This window comes from Roseinatronobacter sp. (assembly GCF_051859525.1).
GTDB lineage: Bacteria > Pseudomonadota > Alphaproteobacteria > Rhodobacterales > Rhodobacteraceae > Roseinatronobacter.
This window is the reverse complement of record NZ_JBHYFM010000005.1, coordinates 92,090-116,694: the sequence shown is the minus strand read 5'-3', so window position 1 is coordinate 116,694 and position 24,605 is coordinate 92,090. Positions and strand designations below refer to the sequence as shown.

The following is a 24,605-nucleotide window of genomic DNA, read 5'->3' as shown; positions in this document are numbered from 1 at the left end:
AAGCCCTGCAAAGCACAAGTATTGTCAAAGTGTCAAAAGGACCAGTCATGCAAAAGCCCATTCTTGCGTCGCTTGTTTTGGTACTGGTCCTGTCGGCCTGCGGAACGATGCGCGAGTCGCGTCTGAACCCCCGGAACTGGTTCGGCAGCCAGTCGACGGAAACCCTTGTTCCGGCCAGCGGCTGGGGCACGACAGTGGACCGGCGCGCCCTGGTCCCTGTGGTGACCGAGGTTGAAGTGCTGCGCACACCGGAAGGGGCGGTTGTCCATGCCAGCGGCGTGACAGCGACCCAAGGCTGGTGGGATGTGGAATTGCGCCCCATCAATGACGAACGCCCCGTCGATGGCGCGCTGATCTATGAATTCGTGCTGGCCAGCCCCATGTCTGCAAGCGGGACGGGAACAGAAGCCTCGCGCACGGTAACTGCCGGTGTGAAACTGTCCAACCGGCGTCTGGAAGGTGTGCGGCGTATCGTCGTGCGCGGCGCACAAAACCAGCGTGAAGTCCGCCGCTAAGCGACGACATCTTATGCATCCGGCCCAAAGCCGGTCCGACACGGGTATCGCCGTCGGGCCGGTTCTTTTGCCGTGGGACCGCCTGCTTGGCCCCGCTTCTGGTGCAAGGCCTGCCCGACAGCCATCTGCGCGGGCGCTGGTTTTTGCCGCGCGGCAGCAGGCCGGATGCAGCTTGTTTGAATATCCTGCACAAGAATGCTTGCCATATGCACTCAAGCCAAATACTCTGTTAGTTAAATTTTATTCCGGTAAGGCAACATCCGTGAAAGGTGCAACATGCTGGACACCCCATATCCCGCCGTCCGCCCTGGCCCGCCGCGCCCCAGTGCCATTCTGACCCCCAAGGCATTTACCCTGCCGCCGGGCACTGAACGCTACTGCGTTGCGGGCGCTGGCGCGGCCCTGATCCCTGTGCGCGCGGGTGACCGCCTGAACCTGCGCAACGACGAAGGGGGGCAGGTTTGTGAAATACTGGCCGCTGACAACAAGGGCCGGATCGACGCAGGCCTCATAGGTGCCAGCGCGAATGCGGACGGGACCGGACTGAAGGCGCTGCTGGCCTGCGACCTGTCATCGTTGCGCGGGCTGCGCATGGGACTGGAGGCGCGCAAGATCGACCTTGCCCAAGCTGGCACTGTGCGCCTGTTCGACAGCCAGACCCCTGCCGGAACACAGCAGGATTTTCGCGTAAGCCGTGATGGTGTTGTCGTGATTGCCGCGCCTGCGGGCGCAATGGCGCCGGACGCGCAGGACACCGCCACGCCCCTGACCGTGATGGTAACACGCGCGACCGTGAGCCCGCATATACGGTTTGAACTGCCCACGCCGCTTGCCGACCCCACGGCCGAGATTCGGGTATATTCCGCCACCGCGCAGGCGTATTTCGTCAAGGCGGGCGATTATATCCAGATCATTGATGTTGATGGCCGCCAATGCACGGATTTCCAGTGCTTTTCCGCGCGCAAGCTGGATCGTGGTACACAGCACCCGCTGGATGTCACCACCACCCGTACGCTGATGGGGCACGCCTATCCCATGCCGGGGCTGCACGCGAAATACTACGATCAGGACATGGAACCGCTGGTCGAGGTGGTGCAGGACACCTGCGGGCGCCATGATGCGTTTGCCATGGCCTGTGCCGCCAAATACTACGACGATATCGGCTATCCCGGCCATGTGAATTGCACGGATAATTTCAACGCGGCCCTTGCGCCTTATGGGGCGGCCCCGCGCCCCGGCTGGATGGCGATCAATTTCTTCTTCAACACGGGACTTGATGAACACGGCGTCCTGTATGCCGATGAACCATGGTCGCGCCCCGGTGATTATGTGCTGCTGCGCGCGCTGACAGATCTGGTCTGCGTCAGTTCCGCCTGCCCCGATGACACGACGCCCGCCAATGGCTGGAACCCGACGGATATTCACATCCGCACCTACAGCGGCAAGGAAACCTTCCAGCGCGCCATTGCCATGCGCGCCACCCCCGATTCGGAGCCAAAGATGACCAAGGAAACCGGCTTTCACGCCAGCTTTGCCAAACTGACAGGCAATTTTATTGAATATAACGGCTACTGGCTGGCCAGTTCCTTTGCGAATACCGGCGCGGTTGCGGAATATTGGTCCTGCCGCGAGCGCGCCGTGATCATGGACCTGTCGCCCTTGCGCAAATTCGAGATTACGGGGCCTGATGCGGAAGCGTTGTGCCAGTATATTTTCACCCGTGATGTCAAGAAACTGTCGGAAGGGGGCGTTGTCTATACGGCCATGTGCTACCCTCATGGCGGTATGATCGATGACGGCACGCTGTTCCGGCTGGGGCGCGACAATTTCCGCTGGATCGGCGGCAATGATTATGGCGGCGAATGGATTCGCGAACAGGCCGCGAAACTGGGACTGAATGTTCTTGTGCGGTCCTCGACCGACCAGTTGCATAATGTCGCGGTGCAAGGGCCTGAAAGCCGCGATTTGCTGCGCAAGATTGTCTGGACCGCACCGCACCGCCCGACATTTGACCAGTTGGGCTGGTTCCGCTTCACGCCTGCGCGGCTGCATGGGGCGGACGGCGTGCCGATTGTGGTGTCGCGCACCGGCTATACGGGTGAACTGGGCTATGAGGTCATGTGCCACCCCAAGGATTGTGCGGCCGTGTTCGATGCGATCTGGGACGCAGGGCAGGATCACGGCCTGCAACCTTTCGGGCTGGATGCGCTGGATATGGTCCGCATAGAGGCGGGGTTGATTTTCGCAGGCTATGATTTCAGCGACCAGACCGACCCGTTCGAGGCGGGCATCGGGTTTACCGTGCCGCTGAAATCGAAAACAGATGATTTCATTGGCCGCGATGCGCTGATCCGGCGCAAGGAAAACCCGATGCGCAAACTGGTCGGTCTGGATATCGACAGCAATGTGGATGTCGGGCATGGCGACCCTGTGCATGTCGGGCGCGCACAGGTGGGCGAGGTCACATCTTCCATGCGCTCGCCACTTCTGGGCAAGAACATAGCCCTTGCGCGGCTGGACGTTGCCCATGCGGATCTGGACACTGCGGTCGAGATTGGCAAACTGGACGGGCATCAAAAACGCCTGCCCGCCCGCATTGTGCCATTTGCACATTATGACCCGAAGAAGGAACGCCCGCGATCATAACAGGCATTTCAAAAGGATTGCGGGCCGCACATGGCAGCCCGCAATCATACCTAAAACAGTGCCTGACGTTGTGCCTGTGGTACTTCCTCAGATATCAAGCGTGTGTTCGCGTTCCCAACGGCTGAAATGCGACACGAAGGAGTTCCATTCCTGCTTTTTCAGCTTCAGATAGGCGCTGGAAAATTCTGTTCCCATCATCTTCATGAATTCCTCGTCCGCTTCATAGGCGCGCAGCGCGTCCAGCATGTTCAGCGGCAGCTTGGGTGCCCCTTCGACCTTGTGGCCTTCGGCATACATGTCAATATCCCAGCGCTTGCCGGGATCGGCATTGGTGCGTATCCCGCTAAGTCCCGCCGCAATAACAACCGCCTGCAACAGATAGGGGTTCACGGCCCCGTCGGGCAGGCGCAGTTCAAACCGCCCCGGTCCGGGCACGCGCACCATATGGGTGCGGTTGTTGCCCGTCCATGTCACCGAATTGGGTGCCCATGTGGCCCCTGAAATGGTGCGCGGTGCATTAATGCGCTTATAGCTGTTCACTGTGGGGTTGGTGATCGCTGCCAAGGCAGATGCGTGTTTCATGATCCCGCCAAGAAACGCGCGCCCCTTGTCGGACAAGCCGACCTCTCCGGTCTGGCCGTGGCCCTTGTCGCTGGCGAAAACATTGGTTTTCGCATCCTTGCCCTTGCCATCCCAGACCGAGATATGAACATGACACCCGTTGCCGGTCAGCCCCTCGATGGGTTTGGGCATGAATGTCGCGCGGTATCCGTGCTTTTCCGCGACAGATTTGGTCATGAACTTGAAAAAGCTGTGCTTGTCAGCCGTGGCCAGAACATCGTCAAATTCCCAGTTCATTTCAAACTGGCCATTGGCATCCTCATGGTCGGTCTGATACGGGCCCCAGCCCAGATCCAGCATGTAATCACAGATTTCGCGCACCACATCATAACGGCGCATCACCGCCTGCTGGTCATAGCAGGGTTTGGCAGCGGTATCGAACGGGTCTGAAATCTGGTCCCCTGCAGGCGTCAGCAGGAAGAACTCGGCCTCAATGCCCGTCTTGACATGCAACCCTTCGCTGGCGGCGTCATCAATCAGGCGGCGCAGCACATTGCGCGGGGCCTGCGCCACATCCTGCCCTTCCATGACACAGTTTGCCGCCACCCATGCCACATCCGGTTGCCATGGCAGTTGAATGACCGATGACGGGTCGGGCACGGCCAGCATATCGGGGTGGGCCGGAGTCAGGTCCAGCCATGTGGCAAACCCCGCAAAGCCCGCGCCATCAACCTGCATATCGGCAATGGCCTGTGCGGGCACCAGTTTCGCCCGCTGCCCCCCGAAAAGGTCGGTGAACGAAATCATGAAGTATTTGACGCCGCGTTCTGCCGCGAATTTTGCAAGATCTTGTGTCATGCTGTCCTGTCCCTGTTGGTCGCGTGTTTTTTAAGTGACTGCGCGGACCGGACCCCGTCCGACCCGCGCCAAATTTCAATACCCAGCCCCCGGTTTGCCGGGATACCAGTCCGTGCCCGCCAGCGGCACCTGCGCCATGGCGGCGGCCTCCATCGTCAGCGCGCACAGGTCTTCGGGTTCCAGATTGTGCAAGTGGTTATGCCCGCAGGCGCGCGCGATGGTCTGCGCCTCCAGCGTCATGACTTTCAGGTAATTGCGCAACCGGCGGCCGGCCTCGATGGGGTCAAGGCGTGCGGCAAGTTCGGGGTCTTGCGTGGTAATGCCCGCCGGATCGCGCCCTTCATGCCAGTCATCATAGGCGCCCGTGGTGGTGCCCAGTTTCTGATACTCGGCTTCCCATTTGGGGTCATTGTCGCCCAGCGCAATCAATGCCGCCGTGCCGATGGCCACCGCATCCGCGCCCAACGCCAGCGCTTTGGCCACATCCGCGCCGGTCCGGATCCCGCCCGAGACAACCAGCTGCACCTCGCGGTGCATGCCAAGATCCTGCAAGGCGCGCACGGCAGGCCGGATACAGGCCAGTGTCGGCAGGCCCACATGTTCGATGAACACATCCTGCGTGGCGGCGGTACCGCCCTGCATGCCGTCAAGGACCACAACATCCGCGCCCGCCTTGACCGCCAGCGCGGTATCATAATAGGGTCGTGTGCCGCCGACCTTGACATAGATGGGCACCTGCCAGCCGGTGATTTCACGCAGTTCCAGAATTTTGATTTCCAGATCATCCGGCCCTGTCCAGTCGGGGTGCCTGCAGGCCGACCGCTGGTCGATCCCCTTGGGCAGGGTGCGCATTTCGGCCACACGGTCGGAAATCTTCTGGCCCAGCAACATGCCGCCGCCGCCCGGTTTCGCGCCCTGCCCCACGACGATTTCAATCGCATCGGCGCGGCGTAGGTCGTCGGGGTTCATGCCATAGCGCGATGGCAGATATTGATAAACCAGCTTGCTGGAATGGCCGCGTTCTTCGGGTGTCATGCCGCCATCGCCGGTGGTGGTCGATGTGCCCGCCGCGGATGCACCGCGCCCCAGCGCTTCCTTGGCCTGCGCCGACAGCGCGCCAAAACTCATGCCTGCGATGGTGACGGGAATCTCCAGCTCGATAGGTTTCTTCGCAAAGCGCGTGCCAAGGGTCACGCGGGTGTCGCATTTCTCGCGGTAGCCTTCCAGCGGGTAGCGGCTGATGGACGCGCCCAGAAACAGCAGGTCGTCAAAATGCGGCACCTTGCGTTTTGCGCCGCCCCCGCGAATGTCATAGATGCCCGTTGCCGCCGCGCGGCGGATTTCGGCATTGATGGGGTTGGAAAACGTGGCCGACTGGATGGGCACCGTCTGGGGAATGCGGGTGTCATGATCTTTCATTGTCATATCCTTCAATATGCAGCCGCATTATCGACATCAAAATTATAAAGTTTCCGCGCGGACCCGTAGCGGCGGAATTCCTCTGGCTTGGCATCCGCGCCCGCGCGCTCCAGCAGGTCGCGCAGGATTTCCAGATGCTCGGGGCGCATTTCCTTCTCGATGCAATCCGCCCCAAGGCTTTTGACGGACCCGCGCACAAACAGGCGCGCTTCATAGATGGAATCGCCCAGCGCATCGCCCGCATCGCCGCACACCACAAGATTGCCCGCCTGCGCCATGAAGGCCGACATATGGCCCACATTGCCATGCACCACGATATCAATACCTTTCATGGAAATCCCGCAACGTGATGAGGCATTGCCCTTGATCACCAGCAACCCGCCGCGCCCTGTGGCGCCTGCATACTGGCTTGCATCACCATCAATCATAACGGTGCCGGACATCATGTTTTCCGCAACCCCCGGTCCGACAGACCCTGTGACATGGATATGCGCCTGTTTGTTCATGCCTGCGCAGTAATATCCGGTAACACCGCGCACCGTCACCTCGATGGGGGCATCCAGACCCACCGCAATGGCATGTGCGCCGCGCGGGTTCAGCACTTCCCACGCGGTGGCGTTGGTTTGCGCCGTCTGCGCCTGAAGCGTGCTGTTCAGTTCACGCAGGGGTTGGTTTGCAAGATCAATAGTTTGCATGATCAGTGGCTCCAGAAATAAACAGTGGCGGGTTCGGGTTCCCAAACGCGCGCATCCTCAATGCCCGGCAGGTTGACCAGCGCGCGATATTCGGACCCGAAGGCCACATACTGATCGGTTTCGGCCATGACTGCTGGCTTGCACGCAATCGGGTCACGCACGACGCCAAACCCGTCCTTGGTGCCGACGACAAAGGTGAAGAAACCGTCAAGATCTTCCAGCGTGCCTTCCAGCGCCTCGCCCAGGGTGGCGCCTTGCTGCATTTTCCACGTCACATAGGCTGCGCCCACTTCGGTGTCATTCTGGCTGTCGATGCGCACGCCTGCACGCTTCAGGGTGCGGCGCAGGTTATTGTGGTTGGACAATGACCCGTTATGCACAAGGCATTGGTCCGCGCCGGTTGAAAACGGGTGCGCACCTTGGGTCGTCACGGCGGACTCGGTCGCCATGCGCGTATGCCCGATGCCGTGACTGCCCGACATGGACGCCACGTCAAAGCGCGCGGCAACATCGCGCGGCAGGCCAACTTCCTTGTAAATCTCGATATTCTGTCCATCACTCATGATGCGCAGATCGGGGCGCAATGTGGCCAGCACATCGCGCGCGGCTTGTGCCTGTGCGGCTGGCAGGGTCAGCACCGCATGTGTATCAGCGCGGCGCAGCGTGACACTGGCCCCCAGCATATGGCCCAATTCATCGGCCAGCGTGGCAAAATCCGTATCTGCGTTGTCCGACTGGACGGTCAGCTTCGCCTGCCCCGTTTGCCCTGATCCGTAAATCGCGATCCCGGCACTATCGGGGCCGCGATCCGTCATTGTTACCAGCATATCTGTCAGCATGGCCCCAAGACGTGGCTCCAGCGACCTGTCTTTCAGAAACAGCCCAACTATTCCGCACATTACCCATTTCCTTGCAAATTGCGCTTGCACGAACGCTATCAACTGCCTTCGGCGGAATCAACTGGTAAGAAAATATTTTTCCTTTCAGTTACGTCAGCGCTGAAATTTCATGCATTCCGGCCCTGTCTCAACCGCAACCTGCGGGCAGAACCATGCAAATCGCTGCGCAGCGACATCCGGATCGCAGGGATCAGAACATATCGATTCGGACCAGATTCCCCAAATCGCGCCAAATTGGTACCCTGTCACTGCCCGTTTTCAAACCACCATGCGCAAGCAAATAGCGCTGTCGGCGAAATAAATTGCACTACAGTAAAATATTTTTCTTTTTGTGTTGATTTTGAAGCTACGTTTTGGCCAACTATGCCCAAAAGCAAATACTGGCCACATGCACCGCATCAACCACGCGCAGACCAGTAAAAACCAATACGGAACCAGATAGGGAGATTGGAAATGACAACATCGTGGCGATTCTCGGCGCTTGCCAGCCGTCACCGCGCCCTTGGATCAGCACTTGAGGACTGGTCCGGCATGGGCACGGCATGGAGCTATGACAAGGATCAGGAACAGGAATATCTGGCCATCCGCACCAAGGCCGGTTTCATGGACGTGTCTGGCCTGAAAAAGGTGCATGTGGTGGGACCGCATGCGTTCCATGTCATTGACCGTGCGACCACACGCTATGCCGACAAGATCAAGCCGGGGCGCAGTTCCTATGCGACCATGCTGAATGATGACGGCAAGTTCATTGATGATTGCGTGATCTATCGCACTGGCCCGAACTCCTATATGGTCGTGCATGGCGCGGGCGCTGGACATGAGCAACTGACCATGGCCGCGATGGGGCGTGATGTGGACATCCGCTTTGACGACAATCTGCACGATATATCCTTGCAAGGTCCGCTGGCCGTGGATTTTCTGGAAGCGCAGGGCGTTCCGGGCATCCGTGATCTGGCCTATTTCGCCCATACGCAGACAATGCTGTGGGACAAGCCGGTGATGATTTCGCGCACGGGCTACACCGGCGAGCGCGGGTACGAGATTTTCTGCCGTGCACAAGACGCCGCCGATATCTGGGATGCGCTGGCCGACAAGGGCGCGCCCATGGGCATTATCCCCACGCGTTTTACCACGCTGGACCTGCTGCGTGCAGAAAGCTATCTGCTGTTCTATCCCTATGACAATTCCGACCAATACCCGTTCGAGAATGAGAAAGGCGGCGATACATTGTGGGAGCTTGGCCTTGATTTCACCGTATCCAAGGGCAAGACCGGCTTTCGCGGCGCAGAGGAGCATTACCGCCTGCAAGGCAAGGAGCGCTTCAAGATCTACGGCGTGAAGCTGGAGGGCACGACCCCTGCCGACGAAGGCGCCCCCCTGTTGAAGGATGGCAAGCAGGTCGGGGTTGTCACCGTTGGCGTGTATTCGTCCCTGAACAAGCACAATGTGGGCATTGCCCGTATGCCGGTGGATTGCGCGGTCGATGGCACGCCAATGGTGGTGCAGAATGCAGGCGGTGACATTCCCTGCGTTGCGCATTCCATGCCGTTCTATGACCCCGACAAGAAGCGTCGCACCGCGAAGGGCTGACATATGACAGGGCGCGGCACCCATACGGGGCCGCGCCTTTTTTCCGCATAGTATCAGGAGTGATCGCCAGATGAGCAGGTTCACCTTCCCCCCCTCCATCCCCAGCCGCCCTGTCTATGGCACGCTGTCGCCGCGCAAGGGCAGGCAGCATCTGATGATTGCCGATGCCGAAGGGGCCGAGGCGCTATTGGAACTGGCGCAGGCCGATACCACGCTGATGGCCGGCGCGCATATCATCTACATCCCCCGCGACACGGGCACGCGGTATGTGGCCCGACTTCGGGCCGTAGAACCGGCAGTGCTGCATATCGGGGCCAGTTACGACGCCAGTGTTCCACGCATTCGCAGGGTCATGGGGGACACAGTGATGGGCGCGCAAATCTATCTGGCGGGGACCGAAGGGCTGATCGGGCAGGCCATGAATGAGGCGTTGGGCGCGGGCATTCCCCTTGCCGCCATCCAGACCGAGCATCGCGGATCTGTTGCGCGCAGGGTGCAATGCGTCCATTGCAAGGGTATCACCGAGGACGTGATGACAGACCCGTTCCAGTGCAGTCATTGCGGGCTGAACCTGTTTGTGCGCGACCATTATTCGCGCAGGCTGGCCGCGTTTCAGGGGGTGTGCATCGATGCCGAAGACCCCGGCAATGTCCCCCCTTCGGTGGAGTTGTATTCATGAGTTCCGGAACACAGAAAATTCCCGTCATCGTTACCGCCAAGGTGCCGCTGAACGATCTTGTCACCCGTTTTGAATTCCGCCATGCCGAAGGGCAGGAGCTGCCGCATTTTTCGGGCGGTGCCCATACTGTGGTCGAGATGCAGGACGCAGGCAAAACCCGCCTGAACCCCTATTCCCTGATGTCGGACCCGATGGACCCGCGCCACTATGCCATTTCAGTGCGGCGCGACGATCAGGGGCGTGGCGGGTCGGTTTTCCTGCATGACAAGGTGCGGGTGGGCGACCGCATGATGATCAGCTATCCGGTCAACCTGTTCCCGCTGGACCTGACGGCGAAGAAACACCTGATGATTGCGGGTGGTATCGGCATTACCCCGTTCCTGTCGCAAATCCGGCAATTGGAGAGGATCGCGGGACGGTTCGAGCTGCATTATTCGGTGCGCAGCGCCGCCCTTGCCAGCTATGCCAGCGACCTGACCGCGCGCTACCCCGCGCATGTGCATGTCTATCATGACGATCAGGACGAACGCATAGGCCTTGAAACCCTGCTGAAGGGGCAACCGGCGGGCACGCATGTCTATGTCTGCGGCCCGCGCGGCATGATTGACTGGGTGCTGTCCACTGCCACCAGTCTGGGCTGGCCGGAAACCGCACTGCATTATGAAGAATTCCTTGCGCCGCAATCGGGCAAACCCTTCGCGGTGGAACTGGCCGCATCCGGCAAGACCGTCACCGTGGGCGAACATGAAAGCCTGCTGGAAGCGATCGAGCGCGCGGGCGTGGACGCGCCTTATATGTGTCGCGGCGGGGCCTGCGGACAATGTGAAACCCGCGTCATCCGCCATGACGGCACGCTTTTGCACAATGATCACTGGCTGGACGATGACGAACATGCCAGCGGTGAAAAGATCATGCCCTGTGTCAGCCGGTTTGACGGCAAGACACTGGTGCTGGACCGATAACAGGGGGCTGCCATGACCATTCAGTTCAATGACGAAACCTTCCGCGACGACTACACCTTCCATAACTCGGATTGGGCGATCAAGCGCTTTCCCTTTCCGTTCCACGAAGACAGCTACATGTATTCCGTCAATATGGAACAGCATCGTGGCGGGCCTGCAGGGTCGGTCTTTGAGAAGCGCTTCGATGTGGATGAACACTACATCTCGGAAATGCGCGACCGCGCACTGGTGCTGGATGACGACCCGCTGCGTTGCCAGTCCCTGCCGCATATGACCCTTGCGGGATGGGACTTGCTGGAATTGATTATGGTCAGCAAATCAGAGGATTACCCCGACTTGTTCGAGTTGCACCGCAATGGGAACACATGGCGCTGGGTGAACAAGCCCTTGGGCATCGACGATACATTCACCTTCATGGATGAGGCCAGCCTGCCTTACGGGCCGATGGAATACATCACCCGTCAGAGTCAGGGGGATTTCGCGGTTCTGGACCAGCGCGAGAATAACCTGTGGATGGATGCGGGCATGGTCACCACACAGGCCGACTGGTCACTGGATTTCGACATCGGCATGAATTTCTTTGAATGGCACGCGCCGGTGCCGCGCGCCCATGAAATGGGGGTGTTCAAACGCGCGCTGAAATTCCTTCTGAACATCCAGCAAGGCAGCCCCGCGCGACGGTTGAACTGGACACTGACCGTCAACCCGCTGCTGGATACAAGCCCTGAAAACTACCATAAATGGGGGGTGCAGAAAACGACGCTGACGCCGGAAAATATCGGGCGCAAACAGCATTTGCGGGTGGAATTGCAAACCTTCTACCGCCTGCCACGGTCCAACGCGCTGGTTTTCCCGATCCGCTGCTATCTGATCGCGCTGGAAGATCTGGTAAGCGTGCCCAAATGGGGCCGCCGCTTGCACCGTGTTATACGCGATCTGCCTGACGAGCTGGCCACCTATAAGGGGTTCATCAATAACCGCCCGCTTATTCTGGACTATCTGGCGCAATATGATGACGGCAAACCCACATCAGCCGGTATCTGGCCTGATCTGGATACCGAACCACCGCTTGAAAACTAGGTCAGCCGTTTTGCGGGTAGGCGATGATCGACAGATAGCGCGCAGGCAGTTTTTCCAGCCCTTCGGGGCCATGGGGGGCGTCCGCGTCGAAAAACAGCGTATCGCCGGGGCGCAGATGATACAGCTGGTCGCTGTGGCGATACAGCAATTCACCTTCCAGCATGTAAATCGTCTCGATCCCGCCATGCTGGAAGGTCGGGAAAATGTCGGCGCTGGTGCTCAGGGTAATCAGATAGGGTTCGACCATAACCCCGCTGGCATTCACCCCGATATGCCCCAACAGGTTGTATTGGTGCCCTGCCCGCGTGCCCGCGCGCTCGATCTCGACCCCTTCGCCCGCTTTGGTATGCACCGCTTCGCGGTGTTCTTCAAAACGGCGAAAGAAGGATGTCAGCGGCACGCTCAGGGCATTGGCCAGTGTCTGCAACGTGGTCAACGAGGGCGAGGTGTTGCCATTCTCGATCTTGGACAACATGCCGATGGACAGGCCGGTGGCCTGCGCCAGATCAGCCACGGTCATACCCTTCTGGTGCCTGTAGCCGCGCACTTCGCGCCCGATGGCGACTTCCAGCACCTTTTCGCGTTCCTCGCGCACCAGATGCGGGTCCTGCGACAGGGGTGCCGCAACCTCTTTGCGCGGGCGGTCTTGTGCATCCTTCAACATGATTTCTCCTTGACTGCCGAACCGGGCACGTAACAAAACCCAAGCTAAGGGCCGAGGACCCGACCGCCATGTTTCATCAGAGTATAGATTTGACAACCCGAAATGAAAATATGCATCTGGGGTTCCTGATCTTTCCGGGATTTCCCATGGCATGCCTGACATCGCTGATCGAGCCGCTGCGCGCAGCCAATGAAATCGCGGGCCGGCGCGCGTTTCGCTGGACGCTGATATCCGAACAGGGAGATGCCGTCGAGAGCAGCGCGCAGGTGGCGTTCCACCCTTCCGCCAGTCTGGGCGGAATCACGGGGCTGGACTACCTTGTTGTGCTAAGCCCGCCCAATGCGCAATTTGACACACCGCGCAGCAGCAACGCAGCGCTGCGTGCGCTGGAACGGCACGGCACGGTTCTGGGGGCTGTCAGTGGCGGGGTGTTTCCACTGGTGCGCGCGGGTGTCATGGCAGACCGCGTGTGTTCGGTGCATTGGTGTTATGCGGCGGCCTTCGCGGATGAATTTCCCGACCACGCCATGACCGATGATGTAATCATGACAGACGGGCGGCGCGTCACAGTGTCGGGGGCCGCGGCTGCGTTCGATCTGTCGCTGATGCTGATTGAGGCGCGACTTGGGCCGGAAATCATGACCGAAGTGGCCTGCTGGTTCCAGCACCAGCCCGGACGCGGCGAAGGGACGCGCCAGCGCATTCCCGCGCTGCGCGCCGCAGCCACCGCCGATATGATGCCCGAACCCGTAGCCAGTGCCGTGCAGATCATGTCCGAAAATCTGGAAGACCCGATCAGCATTGCCGATATCTGTGAACAGATCGATGTGTCGCCGCGCCATCTGGAACGGTTGTTCAAAAAGCTGACGGACAAAAGCCCGCTGGCCTATTACCGCAATCTGCGGCTGGCAGCGGCGCGGCAGTTGGTCATGTATTCCAACAAATCAATGCGAGAGATTGCGCTGGCGATCGGCTATTCCTCGGCCGGTCCGTTCCGGCAACGCTATCACGAAACCTACGGCCTGCCCCCAGAGGAGGACCGCCGCAAGATCAATGTGTTCCGCGTGCAGGACAACCGTTCGGTGCCATCGGCCTGACAGCGCGTCAGAACGCCGAACGCGCTGCGGTGACCAAAGCGTGATGCAGGCTTTGCGCCGCAGACCGCGGGCCGTAAACAATGATGCCCCCCCCGTGGCGCAGCACAAAACAGCCCAGATGGTCAATGACAGTGCGCCGCGCAGACCCGTCAGTCACGCGCGCCATGTCCAGATTGCACAGACGTTCAAACAGCGCGTCCAGCCCGTCCCCCTGAAGATCAAAGCGCACCCAGGCCCCGCTTTGGTCGGTGACACTGGCCATGTCGCCGAATTCCGCCCTCAATCGGGTGTCCAGATCGCTCTGCGGGTGATCGGGATCATAGGGGCCATCCACCATCCAGCATTGCGGCGCAGTCCAGAAGGCCCCCAGCACCGGCCCCCGCACAAATTGCGCCACATCAGGCGCTGCCGTGCCAAGAACGGCCGTCAATGCCTTGATGCAGGGCGCATCCTGACCCAGACGCGCGGCCACCGACACCAGCGCCCTGTCGGGGTTTTCCGTTATCGTGACTGGGCCGATGGTGGCGCGTTGTGGCGCGCTGGACCCCAGCGCGGTCAGGGGGGCAAGGTCATGCACGAAGGCGTCCTCCTTCTGGGTCGACAAAATGGGGCGACACAACAGTCACTTCGGTATCATGTCCCGTCAGCGGCGATGCCGCGCGTATCACTTCGCCAAGGCGCGCATCGCCCGCCTTCAGAAAACCGATGGCAATATAGCTGTCCAGCGTGGGCGAATAGCAGGCAGAAGTCACATAGCCCAAATCATTGGCCGCATGCAGGTCTGCCCCTTTTTCCAGCAGATGCGCGCCTGCGATCACACGCTCTTGCGGGGTCGTGGGCATGAACCCCACCAGCCGCAGGCCGTTTTCTTCCTGCAACCCTTCGCGGCGCGACAACACCGCACCGATGCTGTCCTTCTTGTCGCTGACCATGCGCCCCATGCCAAGGTTCAGCGCCGTTGTCTGGCCGTTTAGTTCATTGCCGGCGGCATGGCCTTTTTCAATACGCATGACGCCCAATGCCTCGGTCCCGTAGGGGGTGACATCGAATTCACGGCCCGCATCCATCAGGCGGCGCATCAGCGCATCACCGTAGCGCGTGGGAACGGCAATCTCGTATGCCAGCTCGCCCGAGAAGGAGATGCGGAACAGCCGCGCACGGCACCCGCCGCAAACTGTTATTTCCCCGCAGGCCATGAAGGGGAAACCGTCATTGGACAGATCGAATTCGGGGTCCACGATCTTTTGCAGCAACGCACGCGAATTCGGCCCCGCCACCGCAAATTGCGCCCATGCCTCAGTGGTGGAAATCAGTTGCACATCCATGTCAGGCCACAGGCACTGGCGGGCAAATTCCATATGGCGAAACACCGGCACGGCATTGGCCGTTGTGGTGGTGACAACGAAATGGTCATCTGCCAGACGCGCGGCGGTGCCGTCATCCATGGCGATGCCGTCTTCGCGCAGCATCAGGCCATAGCGCACACGCCCGACCGCCAGCTTGGCGAAGCCGTTGCAATAGATGCGGTTCAGGAACGCGGCCGCGTCACGCCCCTGCACATCGATCTTGCCCAGCGTCGTCACATCGCACACGCCCACACTGCCGCGCGTGGCGCGCACTTCGCGGTCCACGGTTTCGCGCCAGTCAGCCTCTCCCGCGCGGGGGAAATACTGCGCGCGCAACCACAAGCCCACCTCAACGAATGTGGCACCTTGCTCCACGGCCCAGGCATGGCTGGGGGTCAGGCGCGTGGGCCGGAAATCGCGCCCCACCGACCGGCCCGCAAGCGCGCCCATGGCCACCGGCGTATAAGGCGGGCGGAACATGGTTGTGCCGGTTTGCGCAATGCTTTGGCCCGTCAGTTCGGCCATCACCGCAAGCCCCCCCATATTCGAGGTCTTGCCCTGATCGGTGGCCATGCCCAGCGTGGTGTAGCGTTTCAGATGCTCGACCGCGCGGAACCCTTCCTGATGGGCCAGCGTCACGTCCTTCACGGTCACATCATTCTGGAAATCCAGCCATGCGCGGGCATTCGTGCCGCCCACATGCCAGAATGGCGTGATACGGGTTTCCCCGTCTTCGGCCTTGGGGAAATCGGGGGCCTGCGCCGCTTTGCCCAGACCGGACAGGGCCTGTATGGCGGCCCCTGCCCCCGTCTCCAGCGCGCCTTGCGTGCTGAACCGGCCAGCGGCCGCGCCCGCGACGACCATGCCCTGTGGCAGCGTGCCCCCCGGCACGAAGGCCGCAATGGCGTCATTCCATTCGGGCCGCCCGCGCTGGTGGCTGCTTAGCGCCACATTCGGGTTCCAGCCCCCCGACACGCCCAGCGCACCGATGCGCAGGCGGTGTTCCTGCCCGTTTGCCTGCCGCACGGTGACGGATTTCAGCCCAAGCCGCCCGGCGGTGTCCACCACTTGCGCGCCCGCAATGACCTGAACGCCCCCGCAGTCGGGTGCATCAGCGCGCGTGTCAATGACCGCGGCCACATCAACGCCCTGCGCCATCAGGTCGCGTGCAGTGCGGTGCCCGTCATCGTTATTGGTGAAGATGGCCACGCTTTGCGCAGGCCTGACCGCCCAGCGGTTGACATAGGCGCGCATCGCCCCCGCCAGCATGATACCGGGGCGGTCATTATTGGCGAAGGCTATGGGCCGTTCAATTGCGCCTGCGCACAGAACCGCCCGTTTGGAATAGATGCGCCACAATATCTGGCGCGGCTTGCCCGCTGCAGGCGCGGCCAGATGGTCGGCCACACGTTCCACAGCGCCGTAGATGCCGTGATCGAATGCCCCCAGCACGGTGGTGCGTGATAGCAACCGGACATTGGGCAGGCTGGCCAGTTCCGCGACAGTTGCCGCCGCCCAATCCGCGCCGGATTGCGCGCCCAAGGCATGGGTTTCGGCATTCAGCCGCCCGCCCATGCGAAAATCCTCATCCGCCAGAATGACCCGCGCGCCCGCACGCCCTGCCGTCAGGGCCGCCGCCAGACCCGCAGGCCCTGCCCCGATGACCAACAGCTCACAATGCAAGAACCCCCTGTCATAGCCGTCAGGGTCGGGGTCTGTTGTGATGGACCCCAGCCCCGCAGCGCGCCGGATGATGGGTTCATACAGTTTTTCCCAAAACGCCGCAGGCCACATGAAGGTTTTATAATAAAACCCCGCCGTCAGGAAATTTGACAAACGGTCATTGATGGCCATCGCGTCCAGTTTCAGGCTGGGCCATGCGTTTTGCGACGCAGCTTCCAACCCGTCGAACAGTTCCGCAACTGTCGCGCGGGTATTGGGTTCCTGCCGCCCGCCCTTGCGCAGCTGGACCAAGGCGTTGGGTTCCTCGCTGCCCGCAGACAGCACCCCGCGCGGACGGTGATATTTGAACGACCGCCCCATCAGTCGCACCCCGTTGGCCAGAAGCGCAGAGGCCAGCGTGTCGCCCGCATGGCCATAATAGGGATGCCCGTCAAAGGTGAAGCGCAGCCGTGTTGTGCGGTCGATCTGGCCGCCGGAAGATAGCCTGTTCATGCGCCGCGCCCCTGTTTGCGCGCCACATCGCGCGCCAGTTCCACAGATATGATTTCATGGGTCACCGTGTTGCGCGTGACGACCAGCCAGCTGCGGTCCCCGGCTTCGTGAAACCATAATTCACGGTGTTGCCCCGCCGGATTGTCACGCAGATAGGCATAGTCGAAAAACGCATCTTCCGCGCCTTCTGCCATGCCGTCGGGGCGGTCAATCAGACGCGCATCGCCCAGATAGGTGAATTCCTGTGCGTCGCAGGGGCCAAGAAGCGGGTGGTTGATGATCATGCGCGCCCCCTGTGGCGGGTGGCCCGGAACGGGGCCGTGGTATTTGAGTATTTTTGGCAAGATGAAAGCTGCATGGCGCCCCTCAATGCAGGTTGGGCTGCGCGCCCATCCCTTTTTCATCGATCATGCGGCCGCGGCGGAACCTGTCGAACCTGTAGGCCTTGGCCACATCATGCGGGGTGTCGGTGGCCAGAAGATGCGCGAAACACCAGCCCGATGCAGGTGTGGCCTTGAACCCCCCGTAGCACCAGCCCCCGTTGAAATAGAGGCCATCGATATGCGTGCGGTCAATAATGGGCGATCCGTCCATGCTCATGTCCATGATGCCACCCCACATGCGCAGCAGCCGAACGCGGCCAAGGCCCGGAAACAGCGCCATGCCGCCTTCGGCCACATCCTCGATCACAGGCAGGTTGCCGCGTTGGGCGTAAGAGTTGTAGCCGTCAATATCGCCGCCAAAGACCAGCCCGCCCTTGTCGGACTGGCTGCAATAGAAATGCCCTGCGCCAAAGGTAATGACACCGGGCAGCACTGGTTTCAGCCCTTCGGTGACAAAGGCTTGCAGGACATGCGATTCGATCGGCAGGCGCATGCCTGCCTGCGCCATGATACGCGACGAATTCCCCGCCACCGCAACCCCCACCTTGCCCGCGCCGATATACCCGCGCGAGGTTTCAACGCCCACGCATGTGCCGTTCTCAATGCGGAATCCGGTCACTTCGCAGTTCTGGATAATATCGACACCGCGACTGTCGGCCGCGCGCGCATAGCCCCAGGCGACCGCGTCATGGCGCACCGTGCCCCCGCGCCGCTGGGCCAGCCCGCCCTTGATGGGGAAGCGCGCATTATCGAAATTCAGAAAGGGGTATTCGCGGCGCACTTGTTCGGCACTAAGCAATTCTGCATCTGCGCCGTGCAGGATCATACCATTGCCGCGACGGGTGAAGGCGTCGCGCTGCGCGTCCGAATGGATAAGGTTCAGAATCCCGCGCTGGCTGACCATCGCGTTATAGTTCAGGTCCTGCTCCAATCCTTCCCATAACTTCAGGGAAAATTCATAGAAGGGTTCATTCCCGTCCAGCAGGTAATTCGATCGTATGATCGTGGTGTTGCGCCCGACATTGCCGCCGCCGATCCAGCCTTTTTCAAGGACGGCAACATTGCACTGCCGGAACTGGCTGGCCAGATAATGCGCCGTTGCAAGCCCGTGCCCGCCGCCGCCGACAATGACAATATCATAGTGCGGCTTCGGGGCCGGATCGCGCCAGACAGGTGTCCAGCCCTTATGACCGCCGAGAGCTTCTTTCAGTATATTGAAACCGGAATAGCGCATGCGAAACACTCCTTGCACGATGTCCTTACCGGATCACGCAAGCGTATGGGTTTTGAAATCGGACAGGCTTGCGTTCAAATGCGACTCTCTGGCGGGCGCATAGCAGGGGTGGGGGCTTCGCCTGAAGCAGGTTATTCACATAAATCATTGTTTATAAATAACTTAAATCCGGCCACGGGAATCCCCTGCGGAAAACCGGAATCGTTGGCATATGCGCCGTTTCCGGCCCCGCCGCTTGATCTTGTCGCACAAGCGCCCAGCACTTGATTGGCCCGCACATAGTTCGGCCCGGGGGAAGAGTGGCGATTCGCCTTGCCCGAGCGCCCGGGGCCGCACCGCCACCCACCCAAATTTGGCGGATTGGTCTGCGCTAAAATCACCAATTTGCGCCCAATATTATACATAAAAGAAATTTATTTTCATAAAATGCAACTTTTTCCTTTGCACAACGCGATTCCTGCGGCAGGCTTTACCTGCCCTCTTGAAATGGTCAGACCAAATAAGAACCACAGAGAGCCAGAAAACGAACTGGTTCCAGCAGGACAAATCAGCCGAATGCTGGTGTCGGTTACCGGGTGAATATGCCCGACCCCAAAAAAACCTACACACACAGGGAGCTTGTCAATGTCACTAAACCTAGCGACTGTTCACGCTGATCAGGTCAGCCTGAATGCTCTTGTTCAAAACCTCGTCTATGCATCGGGAACCGTGGGCGCCATTATGGTGGTCGTGGGGCTGCTGATGATTGATGCAGGAACCACGCGCAGCAAGAATCTGCTGACCTCGACCATTGAAAAGCTGATGGGCTTCTTCATTGGCTTCACAGTCTACTTCATGATCGGGTTCGCGCTGTGGGCGGCGCAATATTACATCATCGAGGATGCGACACTTGGTGATTCCATTGCCGATTGGTGGCTGGGCGGCGGCATGGTCAATGCCCGCGCACATGAGGTGTCGCCGGACGTATTTCCGGGACTGAACACGTTCCAGATTTTCGTGTTCTTCCTTGCGTGCTTTGCGGGCATCATAAATGTCCTGCTGCATTTTGCAGTCGCGGAACGGATGAAAGCGGCGGCCTATTTTATCTTATGTATTGCTGCGACGCTGGCGTCATCGGCGCTAAGCTGGGCAACATGGGGGTCTGTCGGGCCACTGACCAATCCCGGATTCCATGATTTCTTCGGGGTCGGGTTTGTCTATCTGTTTCCGGCCGGCATGGCACTGGTTCTGGTGCCGCGCCTTGGGGCACGTCCGGGCATGTTCGCACCGCACCCGAAGGTGCCCAGCTATAACGCGCCCAGTATCGGGCTGGCGGCAACCGGATTGATGACCATCTTCGCGGGTTTGCCGATGGTCATTCTGTCCTGTCTGTTTTTCTTCGACCCCGAAGCACTGGCCGTCAGTGTGACAATGGCCAATACCAGTGTGGGGATCGCGTTCAACAATTACGGGCTGGCATGGGCCGGTGGCGCGATTTCAGGGCTGATGATCGCATACAAAACGCGCAATTACGCCTATACGCTGCTTGGCCCGCTGGCAGGGTATGTGGCGGGGGCATCAGGGTTTGATGTCTATCTGCCCTGGCAAATGTTCCTTGTGTCATTGGGCGCACCGGTCGCGGCATGGGCCGTTTATGAATTCACATTAAGACGTGGAATCGACGAACATAAGCTATTCCCCCTGTTTCTGGGTGCGGGCAGCTACGGGTTGATCATGCTGGGCATCTTTCAGGCAGGCACACCCCGCGGCGGTTATCTGGGCATAGAAGACGGGGCCTATGCGTTCCAGCATGGTCAAATCGGCATCATGATGCAGGTTGTCGGCACGCTGGCCTGTATTGGCGCAGGCGCGCTGACGGCACTGATTGTCGGGGTCGCGCTGGAAAAAACCATCGGACTGCGCGTCGCAGAGGATGAACAGGCTGACGGGCTGGACCAGTTGAACTGGGATATCGAACATGACGGCGATGCGATTGTGCTAAGCCCGTCGGAATGACATGCCACGCCGCGCGCGCCCTGCGACATTGCAGGGCGCGTGCGGAACCAGACGCAAACGGACTGGCAATTTTGTATGGTCCCGCATAATAACGCACCAGAATACGGCCCGCCTGTCGGCAAGAACGCAAACGGGATTTGGGCTTGATGCCATCATGGCGCGTCAATATCGGGGATCGCAATGACCAGCAGACGGGATGCAGAGCTTGGACCGGGGCATTCTGTCGGGGGCACCGTGCAGGTTGTCATCGACACGCTGTTCCAGAAAATCAAGGCTCAGGATTATCCCGTTGACAGCCGCCTGCCCAGTGAACGCTCGCTTGCTGCCGAACTTGGTGTGTCGCGCAACACTGTGCGAGAGGCGCTGGATGTGCTGGAAAGCAAGAAGATCATTCGCCGTCGTGCGGGAAGCGGCAGTTTTGTCATATTCCGCGCCAAGACGGCAGATGAGGGCGCGGCAGGCAGTGTGGCCGAACGCACCAGCCCGCTGGACCACCTGATTGTGCGCAGTATCATCGAACCTGAAATGGTGCGACTGGCCATCATCAACATGTCCCCCCGCGAGATTGAGGAGCTTGATGTCATTGTCTCGCGGATCGAACAGGTGCGCAACGATGCCGAGGAGTTTGCGCAGTATGAAGAAGATTTCTATCGCAAGATCGCAAGCGGCACACGCAACCCGCTGCTGGAATCATGCTATAACCTGACAATTCAGGTATGTCGCCAAAGTTTCAGATCAGCGCTGATGCGCCGGCATCTGACACCTGACCGCATTCAGGATTACCAGAAACGGTATAATACATTGTTCAATGCCATCGCATCGCGGGATGTCGAAGCGGCTGTCGAATTTACCAAACTGCACCTGATCGAAGAACAGCGCCTACTGCTGCACGAAACCTAGCCTATTCGGCAGGATAGGCTGCGCGGGGTGCAAGGCCTTGCAGGGCCAGTCCGCCCCCGTCCTGACGTTGCGCCCATAATTGGCCAAGGGCCTGCATTTCCCTGTGCAGCACGTCTTCGTGTCGCGACAACCAGTCGGGAACCGACCCGAAGCCCACGATACCGGCCTTGCCACCCTGGATGCTGACAACCGGCCAGTCACCGACCAGCGCATTGTCAATTCCAAACAGCGACTGCCCCCACCATTTGGCCGGACCAAAGGCGTGGTTCACCTTGTCCAGTTGCTTCATCGCGGCCATCACAGACGGCGCGGCAAGCGTTCCAACCTTTTCGACCGCAGCAAGCCAGATATCCAGAATCGCTGCATATTCCCAGCTGACCGCACTCCAGCTGTCCGGAAAACGGCTGTTGTATTCGGAATAGAACAGGCTGGGCTGATTGAAGAAAAAGGCTTTTTCGGCCAGAAGCGGATCATCAAAATCCGGAAACTGGAAAATGGTGCCTTCCATGAAATCCACAGATGTCCGCGCGACAAGGCGATCATACTGGTCCATTGTGCAGGACAGGATCGTGCCCTTGAACCCCTGCGCGAAGGCATATTCCGTCATTGCGTGGACCATTGGCGTATAGCTGGTGCACCAGCACAGGATATCGGGCTGTGCGTCAAGCATGGGCTGGACGATGCCTGCCACATCGCGCGATTGCGCATCATACCGGATTTCGCTGCAAATCTCGTGCCCTGCCACCTTCAGGGCCGCACGGTAGGTCGCAAGTGACGGCAGGCCGAATGCATCACCCTGACTGCACAGGGCCACCTTGCGTAAATCGGGCCGGTTTTGCGCCAGCCAGTCCACGCCCGTGACGTTATAGACCGGATGCACCTCGGACGGGGCAATCAGATAGCGCGTGTCGGGTGACAAATCGCTGGGCAACAATGTGGATGTCAGCACCTTGTGGCGGTTCAGGAACCCCCGCACGGGCGTGAAACTGTCACCGCCCAGCATCATCAGCAGGGACACTTTTTCACTCTCCACAAGATGGCGCGCGCCTTCCAGCGCTTGCGCGGCTGTGGTTCCGCAATCCTGTGCGACAATGCGCACCGGAAAACGGTGCCCCTGCACCAGCATTCCCCCCGCAGTGTTCAGCCAGTCTTCCCAGATCCGGCACCCGTTCAGGCCGGGCTGCCCCCATGATTTTGCAGGGCCACTTAACGGCACCAGCATGCCAATCGTGACGTCCTGCGCCATACCAACCCGATAGGTGGGCAGCAAACTGCGTAACGCCATTCGTTGTGCAAAACTGGGTCCGGTCATACCCTTAGCCTATAGCATGAAATCACGCCAAAGCGACGGGCAGATGACCCACTTCGATGAAAAATTTATCCCCACCATGAAATCTGGTTGACAGATTGGTTCTATCCGGCACAAATTTGGTTCAAACCAAACTTATAATTGGTTCCCGCCAACCAACACGGAGCACCTTATGACCCAGAAGCGAATTGCCATCATCGGCGCAGGCCCGTCCGGCCTTGCACAATTGCGGGCCTTTCAGTCTGCCGCAGCACAAGGCGAAGACATTCCCGAAATCACCTGCTTCGAGAAGCAGGACAACTGGGGCGGCCTGTGGAATTACACATGGCGCACCGGACTGGACCAGAATGGCGAGCCGGTCCATTGTTCGATGTATCGCTATCTGTGGTCAAACGGCCCGAAGGAAGGGCTGGAATTCGCGGATTATTCATTCGAGGAACATTTCGGCAAGCAGATCGCCTCTTATCCGCCGCGCGCGGTCTTGTTCGATTACATCGAAGGGCGCGTCAAAAAGGCAGGCGTGCGCGACTGGGTGCGGTTCAACACCGCTGTGCGCTGGGTGGCATATGATGACGCCACAGGGCAGTTCACTGTAACGGTCCATGACCATGCCGCCGATCATGTCTATTCCGAAACCTTCGATCATGTGATCGTCGCATCGGGGCATTTTTCGGTGCCCAATGTGCCGCATTATCCGGGATTTGAGTCCTTCAACGGGCGCGTTTTGCACGCCCATGATTTCCGCGACGCCCGCGAATTTGCGGGCAAGGATATTCTGGTCATGGGCGCGTCCTATTCAGCCGAGGATATCGGGTCGCAATGCTGGAAATACGGGGCAAAATCGATCACATCCTGCTACCGCTCTGCGCCGATGGGGTTCAACTGGCCCGAAAACTGGGAAGAGAAACCCGCATTGGAACGTGTTGACGGAAATACCGCCTATTTCAAGGATGGCAGCACCAAACAGATTGATGCAATCATTCTGTGCACCGGCTACAAACACTTCTTCAACTTCCTGCCCGATGATCTGCGCCTGAAAACGGCCAACCGGCTGGCTGCTGCGGACCTGTATAAGGGCGTTGTGTGGGTCCATAACCCCAAACTGTTCTATCTTGGCATGCAGGACCAGTGGTTCACCTTCAACATGTTCGATGCGCAGGCATGGTGGGTGCGCGATGCGATCATGGGCAAGATCGCGATTCCGGCGGATAAGGACGCCTTGCTGGCAGATGTGCGCGAACGTGAAACCCGCGAAGAAGCTGACACCGACACGAAATACGCGATCACCTATCAGGCCGATTACATCAAGGAACTGGTCGCGGAAACCGACTATCCTTCTTTCGACATCGATGGCGCATCACAGGCGTTCTTTGAATGGAAGAAACACAAGGCCAAGGATATCATGGCGTTTCGGGACAACAGCTACAGGTCGGTCATCACCGGCACCATGGCCCCGGTGCACCACACCCCGTGGAAAGATGCGCTGGATGACAGTATGGATGCCTATTTGCAAAACTAGCGCGTGTTGCCCAAAAGTGGGAACCGGTTTTGCGCATAAAAACACGCGGAAACAATAAACTGGCGCCTGTCGCGTGAAT

20 protein-coding genes are annotated in these 24,605 nt (G+C 59.6%); 10 read left to right on the top strand and 10 right to left on the bottom strand.

Annotated features, from left to right (window positions below):
* Positions 1-47: 47 nt before the first annotated feature.
* Both ACTIE1_RS06940 and ACTIE1_RS06935 read left to right on the top strand, forming a co-directional pair.
* Positions 48-515 carry a hypothetical protein gene (locus ACTIE1_RS06940; RefSeq protein ID WP_439560979.1) on the top strand — a complete coding sequence of 156 codons (468 nt, stop codon included), beginning with the start codon at positions 48-50 and terminating at the stop codon, positions 513-515.
* A gap of 276 nt (positions 516-791) precedes the next feature.
* A complete protein-coding gene (locus ACTIE1_RS06935) occupies positions 792-3,161 on the top strand; it encodes a DUF1989 domain-containing protein (protein WP_439560980.1) in 2,370 nt (789 codons plus the stop codon).
* A gap of 87 nt (positions 3,162-3,248) precedes the next feature.
* On the opposite strand, the gene glnT is transcribed toward ACTIE1_RS06935, so the two are convergent.
* The 4 genes from glnT to ACTIE1_RS06915 form a co-directional block, all read right to left on the bottom strand.
* Positions 3,249-4,580 (bottom strand): type III glutamate--ammonia ligase, encoded by a 1,332-nt coding sequence (gene glnT, locus ACTIE1_RS06930; RefSeq protein ID WP_439560981.1) that lies wholly within the window; start codon positions 4,578-4,580, stop codon positions 3,249-3,251.
* Between the two features lie 75 nt (positions 4,581-4,655).
* A complete protein-coding gene (locus tag ACTIE1_RS06925) occupies positions 4,656-6,005 on the bottom strand; it encodes an FMN-binding glutamate synthase family protein (RefSeq protein WP_439560982.1) in 1,350 nt (449 codons plus the stop codon).
* Between the two features lie 5 nt (positions 6,006-6,010).
* Positions 6,011-6,694 (bottom strand): protein GlxC, encoded by a 684-nt coding sequence (locus ACTIE1_RS06920; protein ID WP_439560983.1) that lies wholly within the window; start codon positions 6,692-6,694, stop codon positions 6,011-6,013.
* 2 nt (positions 6,695-6,696) lie between these two features.
* Positions 6,697-7,593 carry a class II glutamine amidotransferase gene (locus ACTIE1_RS06915; RefSeq protein WP_439560984.1) on the bottom strand — a complete coding sequence of 299 codons (897 nt, stop codon included), beginning with the start codon at positions 7,591-7,593 and terminating at the stop codon, positions 6,697-6,699.
* Between the two features lie 453 nt (positions 7,594-8,046).
* Here ACTIE1_RS06915 and ACTIE1_RS06910 point away from each other — a divergent pair, with 453 nt between their 5' ends.
* Genes ACTIE1_RS06910 through ACTIE1_RS06895 form a run of 4 tightly spaced genes read left to right on the top strand, consistent with a single transcriptional unit; the run spans position 8,047 to position 11,904 of the window.
* Complete coding sequence (locus tag ACTIE1_RS06910; RefSeq protein WP_439560985.1) at positions 8,047-9,183, top strand: aminomethyltransferase family protein; 1,137 nt, start codon at positions 8,047-8,049, stop codon at positions 9,181-9,183.
* A 52-nt stretch (positions 9,184-9,235) separates the two neighbouring features.
* Positions 9,236-9,862, top strand: coding sequence for a dimethylamine monooxygenase subunit DmmA family protein (locus ACTIE1_RS06905; RefSeq protein WP_439561186.1), 627 nt, complete (start codon positions 9,236-9,238; stop codon positions 9,860-9,862).
* Positions 9,859-10,824, top strand: coding sequence for a PDR/VanB family oxidoreductase (locus ACTIE1_RS06900; protein WP_439560986.1), 966 nt, complete (start codon positions 9,859-9,861; stop codon positions 10,822-10,824). Before ACTIE1_RS06905 ends, ACTIE1_RS06900 begins: the two co-directional genes overlap by 4 nt.
* A 12-nt stretch (positions 10,825-10,836) precedes the next feature.
* Entirely contained in the window at positions 10,837-11,904 is a 1,068-nt protein-coding gene (locus ACTIE1_RS06895; protein ID WP_439560987.1) for a heme-dependent oxidative N-demethylase family protein, read from the top strand.
* 1 nt (position 11,905) lies between these two features.
* Here the strand turns inward: ACTIE1_RS06895 and ACTIE1_RS06890 are convergent, their stop codons facing one another.
* Positions 11,906-12,568 (bottom strand): helix-turn-helix domain-containing protein, encoded by a 663-nt coding sequence (locus ACTIE1_RS06890; protein ID WP_439560988.1) that lies wholly within the window; start codon positions 12,566-12,568, stop codon positions 11,906-11,908.
* 68 nt (positions 12,569-12,636) lie between these two features.
* Between ACTIE1_RS06890 and ACTIE1_RS06885 the strand changes: the two genes are divergently transcribed.
* Positions 12,637-13,665 (top strand): GlxA family transcriptional regulator, encoded by a 1,029-nt coding sequence (locus ACTIE1_RS06885; protein ID WP_439560989.1) that lies wholly within the window; start codon positions 12,637-12,639, stop codon positions 13,663-13,665.
* Positions 13,666-13,672: 7 nt separating this feature from the next.
* Here ACTIE1_RS06885 and ACTIE1_RS06880 read toward each other — a convergent pair whose 3' ends face one another.
* The 4 genes from ACTIE1_RS06880 to ACTIE1_RS06865 form a co-directional block, all read right to left on the bottom strand.
* Complete coding sequence (locus ACTIE1_RS06880) at positions 13,673-14,242, bottom strand: sarcosine oxidase subunit gamma (protein ID WP_439560990.1); 570 nt, start codon at positions 14,240-14,242, stop codon at positions 13,673-13,675.
* The gene (locus ACTIE1_RS06875; RefSeq protein ID WP_439560991.1) at positions 14,235-17,186 is read right to left on the bottom strand and encodes a sarcosine oxidase subunit alpha family protein; all 2,952 of its coding nucleotides are present in this window, start codon (positions 17,184-17,186) and stop codon (positions 14,235-14,237) included. Before ACTIE1_RS06875 ends, ACTIE1_RS06880 begins: the two co-directional genes overlap by 8 nt.
* Entirely contained in the window at positions 17,183-17,470 is a 288-nt protein-coding gene (locus ACTIE1_RS06870) for a sarcosine oxidase subunit delta (protein WP_439560992.1), read from the bottom strand. The genes ACTIE1_RS06875 and ACTIE1_RS06870 overlap by 4 nt, the downstream gene beginning before the upstream one ends.
* An 82-nt stretch (positions 17,471-17,552) precedes the next feature.
* Positions 17,553-18,803 carry a sarcosine oxidase subunit beta family protein gene (locus tag ACTIE1_RS06865; RefSeq protein WP_439560993.1) on the bottom strand — a complete coding sequence of 417 codons (1,251 nt, stop codon included), beginning with the start codon at positions 18,801-18,803 and terminating at the stop codon, positions 17,553-17,555.
* Positions 18,804-19,427: 624 nt separating this feature from the next.
* Between ACTIE1_RS06865 and ACTIE1_RS06860 the strand changes: the two genes are divergently transcribed.
* Both ACTIE1_RS06860 and ACTIE1_RS06855 read left to right on the top strand, forming a co-directional pair.
* A complete protein-coding gene (locus ACTIE1_RS06860) occupies positions 19,428-20,798 on the top strand; it encodes an ammonium transporter (protein WP_439560994.1) in 1,371 nt (456 codons plus the stop codon).
* A gap of 180 nt (positions 20,799-20,978) precedes the next feature.
* Positions 20,979-21,698: a FadR/GntR family transcriptional regulator gene (locus ACTIE1_RS06855; protein WP_439560995.1), complete on the top strand. Its 720-nt coding sequence runs from the start codon at positions 20,979-20,981 to the stop codon at positions 21,696-21,698.
* A gap of 1 nt (position 21,699) precedes the next feature.
* Here the strand turns inward: ACTIE1_RS06855 and ACTIE1_RS06850 are convergent, their stop codons facing one another.
* A complete protein-coding gene (locus tag ACTIE1_RS06850) occupies positions 21,700-23,010 on the bottom strand; it encodes an ABC transporter substrate-binding protein (RefSeq protein ID WP_439560996.1) in 1,311 nt (436 codons plus the stop codon).
* Between the two features lie 169 nt (positions 23,011-23,179).
* On the opposite strand from ACTIE1_RS06850, the gene ACTIE1_RS06845 reads away from it, so the two are divergent.
* The gene (locus ACTIE1_RS06845) at positions 23,180-24,526 is read left to right on the top strand and encodes an NAD(P)-binding domain-containing protein (protein ID WP_439563314.1); all 1,347 of its coding nucleotides are present in this window, start codon (positions 23,180-23,182) and stop codon (positions 24,524-24,526) included.
* Positions 24,527-24,605: the final 79 nt, after the last annotated feature.

Bases quoted from the DNA above. Each gene is read 5' to 3' on its own strand.
- ACTIE1_RS06940 (WP_439560979.1), top strand. From the start codon at position 48: ATGCAAAAGCCCATTCTTGCGTCGCTTGTTTTGGTACTGGTCCTGTCG.
- ACTIE1_RS06935 (WP_439560980.1), top strand. From the start codon at position 792: ATGCTGGACACCCCATATCCCGCCGTCCGCCCTGGCCCGCCGCGCCCC.
- glnT (WP_439560981.1), bottom strand. From the start codon at position 4,580: ATGACACAAGATCTTGCAAAATTCGCGGCAGAACGCGGCGTCAAATAC.
- ACTIE1_RS06925 (WP_439560982.1), bottom strand. From the start codon at position 6,005: ATGACAATGAAAGATCATGACACCCGCATTCCCCAGACGGTGCCCATC.
- ACTIE1_RS06920 (WP_439560983.1), bottom strand. From the start codon at position 6,694: ATGCAAACTATTGATCTTGCAAACCAACCCCTGCGTGAACTGAACAGC.
- ACTIE1_RS06915 (WP_439560984.1), bottom strand. From the start codon at position 7,593: ATGTGCGGAATAGTTGGGCTGTTTCTGAAAGACAGGTCGCTGGAGCCA.
- ACTIE1_RS06910 (WP_439560985.1), top strand. From the start codon at position 8,047: ATGACAACATCGTGGCGATTCTCGGCGCTTGCCAGCCGTCACCGCGCC.
- ACTIE1_RS06900 (WP_439560986.1), top strand. From the start codon at position 9,859: ATGAGTTCCGGAACACAGAAAATTCCCGTCATCGTTACCGCCAAGGTG.
- ACTIE1_RS06895 (WP_439560987.1), top strand. From the start codon at position 10,837: ATGACCATTCAGTTCAATGACGAAACCTTCCGCGACGACTACACCTTC.
- ACTIE1_RS06890 (WP_439560988.1), bottom strand. From the start codon at position 12,568: ATGTTGAAGGATGCACAAGACCGCCCGCGCAAAGAGGTTGCGGCACCC.
- ACTIE1_RS06885 (WP_439560989.1), top strand. From the start codon at position 12,637: ATGTTTCATCAGAGTATAGATTTGACAACCCGAAATGAAAATATGCAT.
- ACTIE1_RS06875 (WP_439560991.1), bottom strand. From the start codon at position 17,186: ATGAACAGGCTATCTTCCGGCGGCCAGATCGACCGCACAACACGGCTG.
- ACTIE1_RS06870 (WP_439560992.1), bottom strand. From the start codon at position 17,470: ATGATCATCAACCACCCGCTTCTTGGCCCCTGCGACGCACAGGAATTC.
- ACTIE1_RS06865 (WP_439560993.1), bottom strand. From the start codon at position 18,803: ATGCGCTATTCCGGTTTCAATATACTGAAAGAAGCTCTCGGCGGTCAT.
- ACTIE1_RS06860 (WP_439560994.1), top strand. From the start codon at position 19,428: ATGTCACTAAACCTAGCGACTGTTCACGCTGATCAGGTCAGCCTGAAT.
- ACTIE1_RS06855 (WP_439560995.1), top strand. From the start codon at position 20,979: ATGACCAGCAGACGGGATGCAGAGCTTGGACCGGGGCATTCTGTCGGG.
- ACTIE1_RS06850 (WP_439560996.1), bottom strand. From the start codon at position 23,010: ATGACCGGACCCAGTTTTGCACAACGAATGGCGTTACGCAGTTTGCTG.
- ACTIE1_RS06845 (WP_439563314.1), top strand. From the start codon at position 23,180: ATGACCCAGAAGCGAATTGCCATCATCGGCGCAGGCCCGTCCGGCCTT.